This window comes from Caulobacter sp. SRI_008, assembly GCF_057586355.1.
In genome coordinates, this window is the sequence record NZ_JBYCZS010000027.1 from 71,475 (window position 1) to 89,126 (window position 17,652).

Below are 17,652 nucleotides of genomic sequence, written 5' to 3' on the forward strand. Positions count from 1 at the left end.
ACCCGATTTCCAAGGACCTTCGATGAACAAGACCGGCGTACTGGGCCTGCCCATGGGGCTGATCGTCGGCGTGATCTTCGGCGCCATCATCCACAACATGGCGATAGGCCTGCTGCTGGGGATCGCCCTGGGGATCGGGATCTTCAAGTTCGGCGGGGGAAAGGGCAAGTCGTAGGGCTGGACGCAAGCGCCGGCCACAAATCCCCCGCGACGGCGGCCCGCCCAGGGCTTAAACAGCCGCCTCGTTCGAAAGGCCCGACCATGTCCCTCCACATCGCCCTGCTGCGCGGCGTCAACGCCGCCGGTGGTCGTCTGATCACCGCCGACGAGCTGACCGGCCTGTTGACCGATCTCGGCCACACCGAAGTCCGCATGGGCCCCAAGGTCGGCGACCTGGTGTTCGAGAGCGGCGAGCGCACCGGCGCGGAACTTCAGACCCAGATCGAAACCGAGCTGATGGCGCGCCTGGGCCTGCGCACCGATGTCTATGTCCGCACCGCCGAGGCCTGGCGGGCCCTGGTCGCGGCCAACCCGTTCCCGGACTTCGCGGCGGCCGATCCGGGCTGGCTGATGACCCTGTTCTGCAAGGACACCCCCGACAAGAAGGCCATGGGCGCCCTGCGCGCGGCGATCCGCGGGACCGAACAGGCGCGGGCCGAAAGCCGCCAGATCTATGCGATCTATCCCGACGGCGTCGGCGGCTCGAAACTGACCACCAGCCTGGTCGAGAAGACCCTCGGCACGCGGATCACGGGGCGGACGTGGACGGCGGTGCTGGCGCTCGCCGACATGCTTGAGCCGATCTAGTCCCTCACTGTCCACCTCGGCAGCGCCTGAGACCGCCGGCGACGTCGCCACCGGCGGCCGCGCCGCCCCAGCGCCAGATTTACACCTCCGCGCCACACGCTACTGAGAGTCACTTGCATTTAGGCGAAAAGGCGGCCAGAAGCGTCGCCGTTCGGCGAGGCGCTCTGTCGGGAGTCGCTCGCCCATAGTCTGCGAATGATTCTTATTCGCTTATTTTGGGGATATTCCATGCGCATGTCCAAGCGGACGCGCGGCCTGTTGCTGGCCGGCGTCGCCAACCTCGCCCTCGCGGGCCTCGCCCAGGCTCAGACCGCTGAAACCTCCGAAGAGGCCACCACCACCGCGACCGCCAGCAAGCTGTCGCTGGGCAAGGTCGTCGTCTCGGCGGGCCAGGAGAAGGTGGCGATCGATACGCCCCAGGCGGTGACCACGATCGACCAGGAAGCCATCGACAACGCCCAGGCCTCGACCATCGGCGACCTGCTGGCCGGCATCCCCGGCGTCAACACCATGGGCGGCGTCGGCGCCCTGGGCCAAGGCTTCAACATCCGCGGCATGGGCACGGGCCTGGCCGACAGCGACAGCCGCATCCTGATGCAGATCGACGGCGTCACGAAGTTCTACGAGCAATACCGGATGGGCTCGTTCTTCAGCGATCCCGAGCTCTATAAGCGCGTCGAAGTGCTGCGCGGCCCGGCCTCGTCCACCCTCTACGGCGCGGGCGCCCTGGCCGGCGTGGTCAACTTCACCAGCAAGGACGCCGGCGACTTCCTGAAGGACGGCGACCGCTTCGCCGTGCGCCTGCGCGGCGGCGTCGAGAGCAACGCCAACGCCCGCTTCGGCTCGGGCATCCTGGCCCTGAAGCCGACCGCCAACACCGAGCTGCTGGGCATGTACACCAGCCGCCGCAGCGACAACTACGAGAACGGCGACGGCGTCGAGGTCGCGGCCTCGGAAGCCAGCTCCGACAGCTACCTGATCAAGGGCCGCTACTTCATCGGCGGGGCCAAGGGCCACAACGTCTGGGCCTCGTACCAGAACTGGAAGAACGACAGCACCCAGATCTACGACCAGTCAGAAGCCCTGGCCACGACCCCGGTGCGCCGCAAGACCACCGACGACACGGCCGTGATCGGCTACAACAACGACTTCAACGGCAGCGACCTCTTCGACGTCGCCGCCCAGGTCTCCTACGCCAACACCAAGGTCAACCAGACTGACACGACCTTCCTGTCGGGCGTGCTGGAGTCGGAGTTCTCGTACAAGACCCTGCAGGCCCGCACCCAGAACGTCTCGAAGTTCAGCCTCGGCGGCGACAACGTGGCGTTCCTGACGATCGGCGCCCAGGCCTACAAGCAGGAGCGCCGCAACCCGCGCCGCACCGCCACCGGCACGAACCACGGCGCGGCCACCCACCCCGAGGGCGACATGGAGAAGTACGGCCTGTTCGCCCAGGGCGAGGTCGTGCTCGGCAAGCTGACCCTGATCCCGGGCGTCCGCGTCGACTGGACCAAGCTGCAGCCGGGCGAAGGCGTCACCACCACCACGGTGGTCAAGGACAACGGCGTCTCGCCCAAGATCGCAGCCCTCTACAGCCTGACCGAATGGGCCTCGGTGTTCGGTTCGGTCGCCCACACCGTGCGCATGCCGGTGCTGGACGAGATCTACAGCCGCACGGCCACGGCCTCGACCAACTACAGCCTGAACCTCAAGCCCGAGGAGTCCGACAACATCGAGGTCGGCGGCACGCTGCAGTTCCGTGACCTGTTCGGCCAGGGCGACCAGTTCCGCTTCAAGACCACCGTCTTCCGCAACGACGTGAAGAACCTGATCACGCGCGGCACCTCGACCTCCAGCTACTTCGTCAATGTCGGCGAGGCGCGCTATTCGGGCGTCGAGGTCGAGGCCGAATACGGCGCCAAGCAGTTCTTCGCCCGCGGCTCGGTGTCGGTGATCGACGGCGAGAACCGCCTGACCGGGGCCTATCTCAACACCATCCCGGCCGACACCCTGAACCTGACCCTGGGCTATGTCTTCCCGACCCAGAACCTGACGGCCGGCTGGCGCGGCGAGTTCGCCGACGCCCAGAACCACGTGACCTCCACCTCGCTGGCCACGCCGGGCTACGCCGTCCACAACCTGTTCGTGACCTGGAAGCCGCAGGACGGCCTGCTGCAAGGGCTCGAGGTCCAGGCCGGCGTCGACAACCTGTTCGACAAGACCTTCCAGCGCCACCTGCTGTCGCTGGACGCCGAAGGCCGGACGTTCAAGCTGACCCTCGGCAAGACGTTCTGAAAATGAAGACGCCCTGGCACGTTCGAGCCTGGGCGACGGGGGCGTCGTTGATGATCAACGGCGCCCTTGGCCTTGCCGTGATCCAGTGGGAGCAGAAGCCGGTCCTCGCCGTGATGGACGAGACGGCCATGCTGATCTCGCTGGGCGACCCGGCCCTCGACCAGACCGACAACGCGGCCTCGCCCGACGCCGATCCTGCGCCGACGCCGGTGAGCGAACCCACGCCGCCGGAGCCGGCCCAGCCTGAAAAGCCGACGCCCAAGCCGCTGCCGCCGCGTCCCGACGGCTGGCTGGCCCAGGCCGCGCCCAAGCCCGCGCCGCCCTCCCCTGCTCCGCCTTCAGAGGCCCCGCGCCAGGCCGCGCCCGCCGCGGCCCAGGCCGCCGTGCCCGCCGCCGCCCGCGCCATGGAGGCGTCGGCCGCCAAGCCGCCCGCCGGCCAGCGCGACGCCGACAGCGTCCAGGCCCATGTCGGGTCCAGCAGCAGCTACGCCGCCCGCGTCCGCGCCTGGCTGGAGGCCCACAAGACCTATCCCAAGGCCGCTCGCATGCGGAAGCAGCAGGGCACAGCCCAGGTGACCTTCGTCATCGACCGCGCCGGCCACGTGCTGGAATGCCGCCTCACCGGCCCCACCGGCCACGCCCTGCTCGACGCCGAGGTCCGCGCCATGGTCGCCCGCTCCGATCCGTTCCCAGCCCCGCCGCATATGGTGAAGGGCGATCGGATCGAGATGGACGCGCCGGTGGAGTTTTCGCTGGCGAACTAGGAACCTCCCCCTCTGGGGGAGGCGGCCAAAGGCCGGTGGGGGGACGTTTTCAGCTTTCGAGGCGTCGGCCGAGCTCGCAGCCGCTCCCCCCACCGATCGCTTCGCGATCACCTCCCCCACAGGGGGAGGTTCCTTGCTAGTTCGCCCGCGTCCCCTCCACCGGCCCGAGATAACTCTCCGGCGCCGGCCCGCGCGAAATCACCAGCCGCTGGAACACCACGCCCGGATCCACCCGCCACAGCCGCACCCGATGCGCCCCCGCCGACGGGACGCTCAGCGATATCGTCAGCACACGGATATTATCCGCCACCACCTTGTCCCAGGCCTTCTCCGACGGGTCGGGAATGGTGTTGACCACCACCGGCGCGCCGTCGTCGATCGACACGGCGAAGCGCGGGCCGCCGCCGCCCGTGACGTCCAGGCCCGGCGAGACGAGGACCGACAGGTCCACCGGCCCCGCCGCCTCGAAATCCACCAGATAGTCCAGCACCGGACCCTTGCCGGGTTCACTGGCCGGGGCCGTGGTCGGCGAGGTGGTGACCCCCGAAAGCGTGCGGCCAAGATTGGGGATCACCGTCCAGCCGACGCCGCCCGCCGCCGTCGCCCTGGCGTGGTGCGCGGCCTCGATGGCCAACGGCCCGCCGGCCTCGACGAAGGCGCCCTTGGCCGGCTTGCGGGAGGGATTGTCGACCACGGCGGTGACGACGACGGCCTGGGCGGCTGTCCCCTTCACGGTGATCGGCACGCGATGGCGACCCGTGGGGGCCTTGTCCCAGTCGACCGACACCTCCAGCCGCGTATCGCCGCCCGGTCCGGCCGAACCACGCGCGACCTTCAGCCAGGACGCGCCGGACGTCGCCTCGAAGGATATCTGGGCCGGACCGCGATTGAACACGTCGATCCAGCGCGAGGCCGCGCCCCAGCGGCTGAGCGGCGGCAGGTCGGCCGCACCGTCCACCGACGCTTCGCGCCCCTCGATGGCGACGCCCGTCACCGCCGCGTGCGGCACGGCCGGACGCGCCAGCTCCGGCAGGATGTTGCGGTCGGGCTGCTGCCAGCCGGTGTAGCCGATGTGGGTCTGGTCCATCATGTGGACCCACTTGCCGCCGGCGATGGCGTCGTGCTGGCGCGTCAGCTCGGCGTCGCGCGCGAACAGGGCCTCGACCTTGTCGGCCTGCGCGGCCGCCCCGCTGCGCCCCTGCTCGGCGTAGAGCCGGTTGCGACCGACGGCGATGTAGAGCCGGTTGAAGTTGGCCGAGGCCGCGATCGGGAACCAGACCAGCTGGAAGAAGGCGTCGTCCTGGGCTTTCGGCAGGGCCTTGCGCACGGCCTCGGCCCGGCGCTCCAGCTCGCTCCATTCGGCTTCCACCCGCTCGGCCTCGCGGAAGTTCACTAGGCTGAAGGTCGACCCGTCGATCAGCTCGGGCTTCCGCCGCGCATTGAGCTTCGTATAGCCGTCCAGCAAGACCGCGATCTCGCCCGCCCGCTCGGCCCCGAACTGCGCCGCCGCCCAGTCGCGGGTGTAGGTCGAGAGTTTCTCGACCGGCATGGCGGCGGGATCCCAGGCCATGTCGAGGAAGAACTCGGTCGGCAGCTCCATCGGCTTGAGGTCGCCGACATTGACGATCCACAGCCGGTCGGCGCCGGCATCATTGGCGCGCCGCATCTGCTCCCAGGTGCGCTCGACCTGGTTGGTGTTGAGCCACTTGTAGTTCCGCGGCCCGCCCACATAGTCGAAGTGGTAGTAGACGCCGTAGCCGCCCGGGCGCTTTTCACCGGGCTTCGGCAGCCGCCGGATGTTGCCCCAGTTGTCGTCGGCGAACAGCAGGGTCACGTCGTCGGGAACCCGCATCCCGGCGTCGTAATAGTCCTGCACCTCCTTGTAGAGGGCCCAGACCTGCGGGGTGGCGGACGGGTCCTTGCCGGTGACCTCGCCGATGATCTTGCGCTGGTCGGCGACGATGGTCTCCAGCAGGCGGGTGGCGGTCCCTTGCGTCATCGGCTCGTCGCCGTCGCCGCGCATGCCCACCGTGACCAGGCTCTCGTTGGCGCCCATCCGCTCGATCCCCTCGCGCCAGAAGCGGCGCAGGATCTCGGGGTTCTTGGAATAGTCCCACGGCCCCTGGCCGTAGCGCTCCCACTCGACGTGGTAGCGCATCATCGGCTCGTGGTGCGAGGCGCCGATCACCACGCCCATCTCATCGGCCAGCACGGCGTTCAGCGGGTCGTCGTCATAGAGCGACTTGCCCCACATGGCCGGCCACAGATAGTCGCCCTTCAGCCGCAGGATCAGTTCGTAGACCCGCTCGTAGAAGCCGTGATTGAAGCCGCCGAAGGTGGTGTTGGCCCAGCCGTAGAGGGCCGGGTTCTCGTCGTTGAGAAAGATGCCCCGGTACTTGACCTTCGGCGCCTGCAGGTTAGCGCCCGGCGCGACGGAGAGATCGCGGCGCACCGGTACGGGCACATCAGCCCACCAGGTCCAGGGCGAGACGCCGGCCCGTTCGGAAAGGTCGTAGGCGCCGAAGATCGTCCCGCGCTTGTCGGCGCCGACGATGACCAGGGCGCGGGCGACGCCGGGACGCGGGTTGTCGACCACCTGCTGGACGAAGCCCTCCCAGCGGCCCTTTAGGCTGGAGACGTCGAGCTTGCCGGCCGCGACCAGGGCGTCGATCTGGGCGCTCCTGCCCAGCGTGCCGACGATGACCAGCGGCACGTCCTTGGCCGGCTGGCCGCCGCCGGAGAGCTTGGAGAGGTCGCCGCGCAGGCCCTGCACCGCGCGCAGCACGCCGGGCCAGTCGGTGACGTCGGCCTCGACCCGCGCGGGCTTGCCGCCTTCGATCAGGGTAAAGCCGCCGGCCACGGGCGTCGCCGAGACCGCGGCCGGCTGGGCGGCGTGCGCGGCGACGGGCGCCGCCAGCGCCACGGCGGCGGCCAGGGCCAGGACGGAGGCGGCCGAGCGAAGTCCAGTGATGCTCATTGCGTCACCGCCAGCTCGAACGGCCCCAGCGGCAGGCCCGACAGGTCGAAGACGTTGAAAGTGGGCGCGTCGGCCCAGGCGAAGCGCACCTTGGTCGGGGTCAGACCGGCCGGGATGGTGACGATCGCCCGGTCGCCCTCCACCCTCGCGTCGGCGAAGCGGCAAGCGCCGCCCTCGCACAGCTCGAAGCCGATGGCGCGGTCCGAGCCCCGCGCCGCCAACCGGTCGGCGACCTGCTCGAACTTCACCTCGACCGCATCGCCGACGCGGCGGGCCGAGACCGGCGACGGACCGTTGGTGACAGCTTGGCCGGCCAAACGGCGCGCGCCCCGCGCCAGGCGCTTGCCGACGTCCTGCTTGTTGGTGGGGTGGATGTCGGACGGATCGCCGATGTCGGTGATCACGGCGATGGCGGCGTGGCCGTCCTTGGCCACGGCGAGGCGTTGGCCCTCTCGGAGTTGCGCCCACCAGGAGTCTTCCGGCGCCAGCTGCGGCTTGCCGTAGTTGGCCAGCTGCACCACCAGGGCCGGCATGTCGGCGGGCTGGCCCGTACGGCGCTCGGCCAGGAACTGCGTCAGCAGCGCCTGATAGGTCTGCGGCCGCCCGGCGTTGGTCTCGCCCTGGTACCAGGCCAGGCCCTTGAAGGCCCACGGCCCCATCGGCGCCAGCATGCCGTTGTAGAGCGTCGACAGGCCCGACAGCGTGTCCCACGGCGCGCGCGGCGGCTCGCCGCTGGCCTTGGGCTCAACCTGGTAGCGCCAGTCGGCCAGCGGGATCCGCGTTCCGTCGGCCAGGACGAGGGCGCGGGGCGCGTCGCCGTACATGCCGCCGTTGGCGTAGCTGTCGAAGGCCGAGACGACGATGCGGTTGGCCCCGGCCTTCAGGCGTCCGGCCGCCAGCGGATAGACGCGCACCGTGCCCGCGCCGGAGGTCGAGCCGATGCCGAGGCCGTTGACGAAAGTGGTGTCGACCTCGTCGACCATGCCGATCTCGAGGCTGGCCGCGCCTTTCGCCTGGGCGGCGGTCAGGGTGACCGAGGTCTCGAACCACACCACGCCGTCGAAGGCGGCCAGGGCCGGCACGCCCCAGCTTTCCCAGACGCCCAGGCCCTTGGGCGCGGGCGTCCAGGCGCCGTCGCCGAGCCACGGCCCGCCGTCCGCGCCGTTGTGGCGCAGGCTCCACCAGGCCTTGATCGTCTCGCCCCAGCGGCGGTCGGCGGCCGGGCGGTCCTTCAGCGACAGCTCGAGAGTGGTCAGGCCGTCATCGTAGTTGCCGGCCTTGCGCAGGGCGGCCGGGCTCATCCAGGCCTCGATCGCCGAACCGCCCCACGAGGCGTGGACCAGGCCCAGCGGCGTCTTGTCGGTCTTCCGCAGTTCGCGGGCCATGTAGTAGCAGGCCGCCGAGAACGACCCGACGGCCTCGGGCTTGGCGCTCTTCCAGGCCGGCGGCTTGGAGAAGGCGCTCAGGGGCGTGCGGCTGTCGGCGTGGTCGACATAGGCCATGCGCAGGCCGTCGTCGTTGGCAGAGCGGATCTCCGACCACGAGTTGTTCCCGCGCTCGACCGGCAGTTCCATGTTCGACTGGCCCGAGCATAGCCAGACGTCGCCGACCAGCACGTCCTTGACCGTCTGCGCCACGCCCGAGGCGGCCCTGGCCTCCAACGTGTAGGGCCCGCCCGCCGCCAGAGCCGGCAGGTCGGCGCGCCAGGCGCCGTCGACGCCGGCCGTGGCGGTGGCGGTCCTGTCGCCGAGGGTGACGGTCACCGCTTCGCCCGGCTTGGCCTTGCCGAACACCGGCAGCGGCCGGTCGCGCTGCACCACCGCATGGTCGGCGAACAGGCCGTTCAGCAGCGGCCCCTGGGCGGCGGCGGGCGTGGCCATCACGGCGGCCAGCAGGATCGGCGCGACACGGCGCATGCGGATACTCCCTCGCGGCCGCCTGAGGCGGCTCGTTCGTTTTAGATCCTCCCCCTCTGGGGGAGGTGGCCCAGAGGGCCGGAGGGGGCCAGCGCGGCGCTCACCCCCTCAGTCGGCTTCGCCGACAGCTCCCCCAGAGGGGGAGCATCTATTGCCTAAACCACCGTCAGCTTCGTCGCCTTCAGGTCCACCGAGTTCGGGCCCACGAGGATCGAGAAGTCCCCCGGCTCGACCACCCGCTTCATCGCCAGATTCCACATCCAAAGATCCGACGGCTTCACCTCGAAGGTCACCGTCTTCGTCTCGCCCGGCGCCAGGGTCACGCGCTTGAAGTGCTTCAGCTCCAGCACCGGACGGGTCACCGAGGCGGCCTCGTCGTGGATGTAGAGTTGCACCACCTCGTCGCCGACGACTTTGCCGGTGTTGGTCACGTCCACCGACACCGTCGTGCTCTCGCCCTGGCCGATGCTGGCCTTGGAAAGGCGCGGGGCGGCGATGTCGAAGCTCGTGTAGGACAGCCCGAAGCCGAACGGATAGAGCGGGCTGGTCTGGCGGTCGAACAGATAGCCGCGGCGGGCCGTGGGCTTGCGGTTGTAGTAGATCGGCAGCTGGCCGACGTCGCGGGCGATGCTGACCGGCAGCTTGCCGCCCGGATTGGCGCGGCCGAACAGCACGTCGGCGGCGGCGTTGCCGGTCTCCTGGCCCAGGTACCAGCCCTCGACCAGGGCGTCGGCCTTCTGCGCCAGGAGGTTCACCGACAGCGGCCGGCCGTTGAGCAGGAACACCACCGTGGGCTTGCCCAGGGCGAAGATCGCCTGGGCCAGATCGTTCTGCTGGCCGACCAGATCCAGGCTGTCGCGGTCGCCGAGGTGGGCGTCGGCCCAGGCCTCGCGGCTGGTCTGTTCGTTGTCGCCCAGCACCAGGACGACGACGTCGGCCTTCTTGGCGACCTCGACGGCTTCAGCGATGAGTTTGGCGTTCACGGCCGGATCGACCAGCTTGACCTCGTCGGCGGCCCAGACGCGCTTTTCGGTGATCCGCACGGCCTCGGCGTAGTCGAGGGCGAAGCCCTGGGCCTTGGCCTCGGCGGTCAGGCCTTCCAGCACCGAGACCACGTGGCGCGGCTCGTCGGAATAGCCGCCGATCGGGGTGTCCTTGGCGTGCGTGCCCAGCAGGGCCAGGCGCTTGATCTTCTTGCCGTCGAGCGGCAGCAGGCCCTTGTCGTTCTTCAGCAGCACCACCGCCTTGCGGGCGGCTTCGCGGGCCAGGGCGACGGCCTGCGGCGTCGCGGTCTTGGCGTCAGCGGTCTTTTCGTCCGTATACGGATTTTCGAAGAAGCCGCCCTCGAACTTGATCCGCAGCACCCGCGCCACGGCCGCGTCGACCTCGGCTTCCGGAATGCGCCCGGCCCGCACCAGCTGCGGCAGCAGCACATAGGCCTCGCCGTCCGGCAGTTCGACATCGACGCCGGCGTGCATGGCCATCACCGCCGTATCGGCGACCTGGTCGGTCAGCTTGTGGCGGCTGATCAGTTCCTTGATGGCGAAATAGTCGCTCTGGACCGAGCCCTGATAGCCCCACTCGCCGCGCAGCACGTCGGTCAGCAGCCAGCGGTTGGCGTGCGAGGGCACCCCGTCGATCTCGTTGTAGCTGGGCATGACCGAGCGCACGGGCAGCTCCTTCACCGCCCGTTCGAACGGCGGGAAGAAGTTCTCGCGCAAGGTCCGCTCGGCGATCTGGGCGGGGCCGACATTGGTGCCGTTCTCGGGCTGGCCGTGACCGGTCATGTGCTTGAGGGTGACGAACACCTTGTCGGGGGCCAGCGGCAGGGTCCTGCCCTGGAAGCCGCGGATGGCGGCCAGGCCCATCTCGGCGCAGACGTGCGGGTCTTCGCCGTAGGTCTCCTCGATGCGGCCCCAGCGCGGATCGCGGGCCACATCGACGACGGGTGCGAGCGCGATGTTGGAGCCCCGGGCGCGCATCTCCTTGGCGGCGGTCGAGAACACCTTCTCCACCAGCTCCGGATCGAAGGTCGAGGCCAGGGCGATGGCCTGGGGGAAGCTGGTCGCATCGCGGGCGACATAGCCGTGCAGGGCCTCGTCGTGCATCAGCATCGGGATGCCCAGGCGGGTCTTGTCCACCGCCCACTTCTGGGCGGCGTTGGTGTAGCGGGCGGTCTGCGGGGCGTTGCGGCCGACCGAGCCGTCGTCGGCCCCGGCGGCGGCGTTGACCTCCTTCGTGGGCTTGAGGCCCTTGCGGTCGGTCGGACGCGAGATCTGGCCCAGGCCATTGGGGAAGTTCTTCGACGCGGTCTCGGGCGAGAAGTCGCCTTCCGGCGTCTGGATGGCGGCCTTGGTCAGCCAGATGCCGATCAGCTGGGCGGCCTTCTCCTCAAGTGTCATGCGACCCAGCAGGTCCTTGACCCGCGCCTCGACCGGCTGGGCGGGGTCCTTGTAGAGCGGCTTGTCGCCTACAGCCTTCGGCGCGGCGCGGACCACCGGGGCCATGGCGGCGCCGAGAGCCGCCAGGCTGACGCCCAGCGTGCGGCGGGTAAGGGTGGTGGTCATCCTTGCGTTTCCCCAGCATTTCGTCACGGCGGCTTCGCGCCGTCTTGCCTGACACTATGGGAGAGCTTGTCAGACCACTCAAGCCCAAATGTTACCGGTCACTTTCGTTTACCCCTCTCCTTGAGGGAGAGGGAGGGGCCCGCGCCGTCAGGCGTGGGAGGGTGAGGGGTTTAGACGGCCGACGGCGTACCCCCTCACCTCCCCGCCGCAAGCGGCGGGTCCCCTCCTCTCCCCATGGGAGAGGCGCCTTTTCGTCACCCCGACCAGGCGTCCACCACCCCCTCCAGCACGGTCAGCGGCGTCGGCCCCACCAGCAGCGCCGTATCGTGGTAGCGGCGGATGTCGAACCGGGCGCCGAGGCGCGCCTTGGTCCGCTCGCGCAGGGCCGCCCAGACGGTGTGGCCGACCTTGTAGGAGCAGGCCTGGGCCGGGTTGGCGCAGTAGCGTTCGACCTCGCGGGTGATGCGGCCCTCGTCGTCGCCGCCGGTCTCGACCATGTAGGCGATGGCCTTCTCGCGGCTCCAGCCCTTGGCGTGGATGCCGGTGTCGACCACGCAGCGCGAGGCCCGGAAGAGGCGCGCCTGGTACATGCCCAAGAGGCCCAGGTCGTCGTTCTCGTAGAGGCCCATCTCCATGGCCACCTGCTCGGCGTAGAGCGCCCAGCCCTCGGTGTTGGCCGAGAAGAACATGTTCTGCCGCAGCCTGGGCAGGCTGCCCTCGGCGGTTAAAGCCAGCTGGAAGTGATGGCCCGGCGCGGCCTCGTGATAGGTCAGGGTCGGCAGGGCGTAGCGCGGGCGCTCGGCCGTGTCGCGCAGGTTGATGTAGAAGGCCCCGGGGCGCGAGCCGTCCAGCGGCGGGCGCTCGTAATAGCCGCCCGACGAGCCGGCCTCGGTGTAGGGCGGGATGCGGCGCACCTCGACCGGGATCTTCGGGGTGATCCCGAACCATTGCGGCAACTTGGGCTGCATCTCGGCGATCAGCCGATTGCAGTACGCCAGGATCTGGGCGCGGCCTTCGTCCGTGTTGGGATAGGCCTCGCCCGGCAGGTCCTTCAGCGCCGCCATGCGCTGGCCGACGCTGCCTTGGGTGAAGCCGCGCTTCTTCAGGATCTCGTCCATCCGCGCCTGGATCTGCGCGCCCTCCTCCTGGCCCAGGCGGTGGACCTCGTCCGGGGTCTTTTCGGTCGTGGTGTAGATGCGCAGCAGGGCCGCGTAGAAGGCTTCGCCGTCCTTGAAGCGGCTCATGCCGGCGTCGTGCACGGCCTTGGCGCGGACGGCGGCCAGGGTCTCGATCTGGCGGTCCAGCGCCGGGTGGACCGAGCTCGCCAGCAGGGCGGCGGCCTTGGCGTCGTAGTCGCCATAGGCCTTGGCGCGGCGGGCCAGCGAGGCGACCAGCACGTTCTTTTCCGGGGCCAGGCTACGAAATTGCTTCAGCTGGCCGATGGCCTTGTCGAGAATGAAGTCCGACGGGATCACGCCCTTGGCGGCATCGGCCCGCACCCGCTCGCTCTCCTGGTCAAGCACCGTGGCGAAGCCGGCCATGCGAGCCAGGTAGCTGTCGGCGTCGGCGGCCGATGCCACCGCGTGCTTGCTGTCGAGGAAGCTCGGGACCGACGAATAGCCGCCGTAGAACTGGGTCACCACGAACGGCCGCGACACCGCGCCGTAGTCGAAGCCCGAGGCCTTGTCGCGCGCGCCGTAATAGTAGGCGGCGGTGTCGTAGTTGACCGCGTCGTCGCCGGAGAGCGCCTTGCGGTCGATCGCCTTCAGACGCTTGAGCCGGGCGGCCGGCTCCTTGCGCTCCTTGATCCAGGCGGCGATCGAGCGGTCGCCCAGCTTCGTGCGCGCGCCGGCGTGGGCGCCGGTGTCGAGGCCCAGATTGGTCGCCTGCTCGGGGCTCTCGGTCAGGTCCTCGTCGAAGAAGGCGTCGAACAGGGCGTAGAGCTTGCCGCGCTCGTCCTTCGGGGCGGCCATGGCCGGCAGGGCCGTTGATACGGCGGCGGCGGTCGCGCCGGCCAGCAGCTGGCGACGATCGAAGGTGTTGAAATCGGACATGGGGGCTTCCAGGACAGGCGCGGCCGCGCGTCTGGAAGCAAAGCCGTCCGGCGCCTCGCGGCCCCGGGCGCCGGACGGCTCTATGGGCTTACTTGCGGGCGGCCAGGATGTCGTCCAGGCGCGCCGGGGTGCCGGCCACGCGCTCCAGGCGCGGGTAGCGCAGGCCGCCCGTGTAGTCGAGCTTCACGGTGCGGTAGCGCGAGCCTTCCTTGACCAGCAGCTCGACCGGCTCGCCCTTGGCTGTGGCCTTGACGGCGGCCTTCAGCTTGTCGGCGTCATAGGCCTCGCCGTTGACGGCCACCAGGGTCAGGCCCTGGGTTAGGCCGGCCTTGAAGGCGGGACCATCCCACTGCACGTCGCTGAGCACGCCGTCCGAACCCACGGTCAGGCCGATCGAATAGGCCAGGTTGGTGACCTTGCCGCGCGTCTCGGAGACCTTGAAATAGTCGGTCGGAGTGTCGGTGTAGACCAGCTTGTAGCCGCCGCGCGTCAGGCCATCGAGCGGGGCCTTGGGGTTCACGCCCTCGATGCGGTCCTTCAGGAAGGTCGACCAGTCGTAGGCCACCACGCCGTTCAGCGCCGCCACCACGTCGTCGAAGGTGTAGGTGTGCGAGACGTACGAGCCGTCGGCCACGCCGAAGAAGGCCTTGGCGAAGTCGTCGAGCGACTTCTTGCCGCCGGTCTTCTCGCGGATCAGCGTGTCGGCGTCGAGCCAGACCAGCTGGCCTTCGGAGTAGTAGTCCTCGCTGCGCTGGTACGAGAGCCAGGACAGCGGCTTGCGGTTGGCGATGATCGGGTCGTTGGTGGTGTCCTGCACCGGGCGCCAGTCACGGCCGCGACGGCTGTCATAGGCGGCGGCCGTCATGGCGATGGCGTCCAGCGTCTGCTCCTTGTTGAGCAGGCCCGAGCGCGACGACAGGACGTAGCCCCAGTACTGGGTCTGGCCCTCGTAGACCCACATCAGGCTGTCGCGCATCGGGGTGTTGAGGGTCGGGGTCCACAGGTCGGCCCCGCGGCGGAACTTGCCGTTCCACGAGTGGGTGTATTCGTGGGCCAGCAGGTCGCGGCCGACATAGGCCTTGTCCCAGTCGGTGAAATACTTGGGCGCGACGCGGTTCTCGCTCGACTGGTGGTGCTCCAGGCCGATGCCGCCCAGCTGGTCCGACAGGGCCACCAGGAAGTCGTAGTGGTCGTAGTGGTGCGAGCCGTAGAGCTTGTAGGCCTGCTGGACCAGGTTCTTGTGGATCTGGATCTGCTCGGGCTTGAACTCCAGGAGCTCGGGCTTGTCGGCGATCATGTTCAGGCGCACCGGAACCTTGGCGCCCGGATCGAGCTCGACCGACTTGAAGTAGCGGCCGGCGAACATCGGCGAGTCGACCAGGGTCTCGACCGTGGTCGGCTTGAAGGCGGTGACCTGGCCCTCGGTCTTGGCGACCTCGAGGGCCGAGGCGAACTGGAAGCCTTCCGGCAGCTTGACGGTCGGCTCGACGGCGATGCGGCGGGTGAAGTGGCCGGCCGGATACATGGTCATCTGCAGCCACTGCAGGTTCAGCATGTCCGGGGTCATGACCATGCGGCCGACCTTGGTCTCGACCGGCGACAGGAACTTGTAGGCGATGTTCAGTTCGGTCACGCCGGCCGGCACATCGATGTGGAAGGCGTTGACCTCGACCACGTCACGCTTCCAGGGGATCACCTGGCCATTGGCGGTGATGACCAGGCCCGCCAGCTTGTCGATGTCGTTGCGCGGCGAGTGGCCGCCCGGCACCCACTCCGGATAATAGAGCGTCAGCGGGCCAGCCTTGGCCACCGGCAGGGTCAGCCTGATGTCGAAGATCTTGCGCTCGAGGTCGGTGGCGTCGACGTAGAGCTTCAGCACGCCCGGATAGGCCACGTCCTGCGGGGCAACGATCGGCGGGGTCGGCGGGGCCGGCTGGGGCAGGTAGTCCTGGGCGAGCGCGGCGCCGCCCACGAGCGACAGAAGCGAAACCGAGAAGAAAAGCGCTTTCACGAAACGACCCCAATGCAGCCCGCGAAGTCCCCTCGCGGCAGGAAGCCTGGATGTTTCTTTTGTTGAGCCCCACTTGTCGAGGCCAAGTTGGCCGCACGCTGTTATAATATAGCCCCAGCCTGATCCCGGCCCGGGCGACGGCGCAAGGCGCCTGTTTCGTCGAACGGGATGCGCCTTTCCGCAGCAGGATCGACGGCCCCGCATGCAGAGTTCAGCACCGCCTGCTTTCCGACCGCACGCAGAACCGATCACGGGCGCTTTGTTTCCAAGCGGCGCTGGAGCGATATCGGGTCTTGTAATTGCAAGTCGCTCTCAAGTATGGACGGCGACACCAAAGCTCGTCCGCCCTGGAATCCCGTGAAAGCCGCCGCCGAACAGAACCGCCGCTCCTTCTGGCTGAAGCAGTTGCACCAGTGGCACTGGATCAGCGCGGCGCTCAGCCTGGTCGGCATGCTGCTGTTCGCGATAACCGGCTTCACCCTGAACCACGCCGGCCAGATCGAGGCCGAGCCCAAGATCGTCACCCGCAAGGCCACCCTGCCCGCCGACCTGCTGGCCGAGCTGGCCAAGGGGCCGGTGGAGGGCAAGCGCCCGCTGCCGATCAAGGTCGAGACCTGGCTCGACAAGGCCGTCGACGCCGACATCGCCCGCCGCGTGGGCGAATGGTCCGACGCCGAGGTCTATCTGGCCCTGGCCCGTCCCGGCGGCGACGCCTGGATCGCCATCGACCGCGAGACCGGCGCCGTCGAGCACGAAAAGACCACCCGCGGCGCGGTCAGCCTGCTCAACGACCTGCACAAGGGCCGCAACGCCGGCAAGGCCTGGGGCTGGTTCATCGACATCTTCGCCGGCGCCTGCGTGATCTTCACGGTCACCGGCCTGATCCTGCTGCAATTCCACGCCCGCGGGCGGCCGATGACCTGGCCGCTGACCGCCGCCGGGCTGGCCATACCGCTTCTCCTCGTGATCCTGTTCGTCCACCTCTAGAGAAAGGCCGCCTTCCGTGAAGCGCACCGTCTCCCTGCTAACCTTCGCCGGCGCCGCCGTCGGCGCTCCGGCGATGGCCGCCGACCTCAACGTCACCGTCGAGATCCCGCGCCTGACCGTGGCCGAGTACCACAAGCCCTACGTCGCCATCTGGGTCGAAGGCCCCGACGCCGGCGCCGCCGCGACCCTGGCCGTCTGGTACGACGCCGACTCCCGCGAGGACAAAGGCCAGAAGTGGCTGAAGGACATGCGCCAGTGGTGGCGCAAGGCCGGCCGCGCCATGAGCTTCCCGGCCGACGGAATCACCAGCGCCACCCGCGCCCCGGGTCCGCAGAAGCTGGTCTTCAGCGGCGCCAAGAGCGAGCTCTCCAAGCTGAAGCCGGGCGAATACACGCTGGTGGTCGAGGCCGCCCGCGAAGTCGGCGGCCACGAGGCCGTCCGCGTCCCGTTCACCTGGGGCAAGCCCGGCAAGACCGCCACCGCCAAGGGGACCGCCGAACTCGGCGCCGTCTCGGTCACCGTCAAGTAAGAGGGGATAACGCCATGAACATCCGCAAGCGCCTCCTGGCCCTCACCGCCATCACGGCGGCCCTGGCCGCCCTGCCTCTCGCCGCCAACGCCCACCGCGGCTGGATCGTGCCCTCCGCCACCGTCCTGTCGGGCGACGGCGCCTGGGTGACGGTCGATGCGGCCGTCTCGAACGAGCTGTTCTATCCCGACCACCGCCCGATGCGCCTGGACGCCGTGGTCATCACCACGCCGGACGGCACGACCGAACCGCTGAAGAACGGCTCGACCGGCCAGTACCGCTCGGTGTTCGACGTCGAACTGGCCAAACCCGGCACCTACCGCATCGGCACCGCCTCGGCCAACATCGTGGCCAGCTGGACCGAGAACGGCCAGGTCAAGCGCTTCCGTGGCACGCCCGAAGAGTTCGCCGCCCAGGTTCCGGCCGGCGCCGCCGACCTGAAGACCATCAAGAGCTTCAGCCGCAACGAGACCTTCGTCACCCGCGGCGCGCCGACGGCTGTGAAGCCGACCGGCAAGGGCCTGGAACTGGTTTCTGTCACCCACCCCAACGACGTGGTGGCCGGCGAGGCCGCGACCTTCAAGTTCGTGATCGACGGCAAGCCCGCCGCCGACCTGGAAGTGACGATCGTGCCGGGCAATTCGCGCTATCGCGCCAACCCGGGCGAGATCAAGGTCAAGACCGGCCCCGACGGCGCGGTGAAGTTCACCCTGCCGGAAGCCGGCATGTACTGGCTGAACGCCAG

General features: G+C 69.3%; 12 protein-coding genes. 7 read left to right on the top strand and 5 right to left on the bottom strand.

The window, feature by feature from the left end:
• The first annotated feature begins 22 nt into the window (after positions 1–22).
• From AC2YHT_RS21150 to AC2YHT_RS21165, 4 genes are all read left to right on the top strand, one after another.
• A complete protein-coding gene (locus AC2YHT_RS21150) occupies positions 23–175 on the top strand; it encodes a hypothetical protein (protein ID WP_487291864.1) in 153 nt (50 codons plus the stop codon).
• Between the two features lie 86 nt (positions 176–261).
• Complete coding sequence (locus tag AC2YHT_RS21155; RefSeq protein WP_487291865.1) at positions 262–807, top strand: DUF1697 domain-containing protein; 546 nt, start codon at positions 262–264, stop codon at positions 805–807.
• A gap of 234 nt (positions 808–1,041) precedes the next feature.
• On the top strand, positions 1,042–3,102 hold the full coding sequence (locus tag AC2YHT_RS21160; RefSeq protein WP_487291866.1) for a TonB-dependent receptor domain-containing protein: 2,061 nt from the start codon (positions 1,042–1,044) through the stop codon (positions 3,100–3,102).
• A gap of 50 nt (positions 3,103–3,152) precedes the next feature.
• The gene (locus AC2YHT_RS21165; protein ID WP_487291867.1) at positions 3,153–3,866 is read left to right on the top strand and encodes an energy transducer TonB; all 714 of its coding nucleotides are present in this window, start codon (positions 3,153–3,155) and stop codon (positions 3,864–3,866) included.
• A 136-nt stretch (positions 3,867–4,002) separates the two neighbouring features.
• Here the strand turns inward: AC2YHT_RS21165 and AC2YHT_RS21170 are convergent, their stop codons facing one another.
• The 5 genes from AC2YHT_RS21170 to AC2YHT_RS21190 all read right to left on the bottom strand — a co-directional run bounded on the left by AC2YHT_RS21170 (position 4,003) and on the right by AC2YHT_RS21190 (position 15,391).
• Complete coding sequence (locus tag AC2YHT_RS21170; protein ID WP_487291868.1) at positions 4,003–6,843, bottom strand: glycosyl hydrolase 115 family protein; 2,841 nt, start codon at positions 6,841–6,843, stop codon at positions 4,003–4,005.
• Positions 6,840–8,759 carry a sialate O-acetylesterase gene (locus AC2YHT_RS21175; RefSeq protein WP_487291869.1) on the bottom strand — a complete coding sequence of 640 codons (1,920 nt, stop codon included), beginning with the start codon at positions 8,757–8,759 and terminating at the stop codon, positions 6,840–6,842. The genes AC2YHT_RS21170 and AC2YHT_RS21175 overlap by 4 nt, the downstream gene beginning before the upstream one ends.
• Positions 8,760–8,914: 155 nt before the next feature.
• The gene (locus tag AC2YHT_RS21180) at positions 8,915–11,326 is read right to left on the bottom strand and encodes a glycoside hydrolase family 3 N-terminal domain-containing protein (RefSeq protein WP_487291870.1); all 2,412 of its coding nucleotides are present in this window, start codon (positions 11,324–11,326) and stop codon (positions 8,915–8,917) included.
• Between the two features lie 254 nt (positions 11,327–11,580).
• Positions 11,581–13,380, bottom strand: coding sequence for a DUF885 domain-containing protein (locus AC2YHT_RS21185; RefSeq protein WP_487291871.1), 1,800 nt, complete (start codon positions 13,378–13,380; stop codon positions 11,581–11,583).
• Between the two features lie 88 nt (positions 13,381–13,468).
• Entirely contained in the window at positions 13,469–15,391 is a 1,923-nt protein-coding gene (locus AC2YHT_RS21190; protein WP_487291872.1) for a M61 family metallopeptidase, read from the bottom strand.
• Between the two features lie 357 nt (positions 15,392–15,748).
• Between AC2YHT_RS21190 and AC2YHT_RS21195 the strand changes: the two genes are divergently transcribed.
• The 3 genes from AC2YHT_RS21195 to AC2YHT_RS21205 all read left to right on the top strand — a co-directional run.
• A complete protein-coding gene (locus AC2YHT_RS21195) occupies positions 15,749–16,378 on the top strand; it encodes a PepSY-associated TM helix domain-containing protein (RefSeq protein WP_487291873.1) in 630 nt (209 codons plus the stop codon).
• Positions 16,379–16,394: 16 nt separating this feature from the next.
• The gene (locus AC2YHT_RS21200; RefSeq protein ID WP_487291874.1) at positions 16,395–16,907 is read left to right on the top strand and encodes a DUF2271 domain-containing protein; all 513 of its coding nucleotides are present in this window, start codon (positions 16,395–16,397) and stop codon (positions 16,905–16,907) included.
• Between the two features lie 14 nt (positions 16,908–16,921).
• A partial coding sequence (locus AC2YHT_RS21205; protein ID WP_487291875.1) for a DUF4198 domain-containing protein occupies positions 16,922–17,652 on the top strand: 731 nt, incomplete at its 3' end.

What these genes read in the sequence shown, in the direction of transcription:
- AC2YHT_RS21160 (WP_487291866.1), top strand. Translation starts at nt 1,042, where the DNA reads ATGTCCAAGCGGACGCGCGGCCTGTTGCTGGCCGGCGTCGCCAACCTC.
- AC2YHT_RS21150 (WP_487291864.1), top strand. Translation starts at nt 23, where the DNA reads ATGAACAAGACCGGCGTACTGGGCCTGCCCATGGGGCTGATCGTCGGC.
- AC2YHT_RS21185 (WP_487291871.1), bottom strand. Translation starts at nt 13,380, where the DNA reads ATGTCCGATTTCAACACCTTCGATCGTCGCCAGCTGCTGGCCGGCGCG.
- AC2YHT_RS21165 (WP_487291867.1), top strand. Translation starts at nt 3,153, where the DNA reads ATGATCAACGGCGCCCTTGGCCTTGCCGTGATCCAGTGGGAGCAGAAG.
- AC2YHT_RS21175 (WP_487291869.1), bottom strand. Translation starts at nt 8,759, where the DNA reads ATGCGCCGTGTCGCGCCGATCCTGCTGGCCGCCGTGATGGCCACGCCC.
- AC2YHT_RS21170 (WP_487291868.1), bottom strand. Translation starts at nt 6,843, where the DNA reads ATGAGCATCACTGGACTTCGCTCGGCCGCCTCCGTCCTGGCCCTGGCC.
- AC2YHT_RS21155 (WP_487291865.1), top strand. Translation starts at nt 262, where the DNA reads ATGTCCCTCCACATCGCCCTGCTGCGCGGCGTCAACGCCGCCGGTGGT.
- AC2YHT_RS21180 (WP_487291870.1), bottom strand. Translation starts at nt 11,326, where the DNA reads ATGACCACCACCCTTACCCGCCGCACGCTGGGCGTCAGCCTGGCGGCT.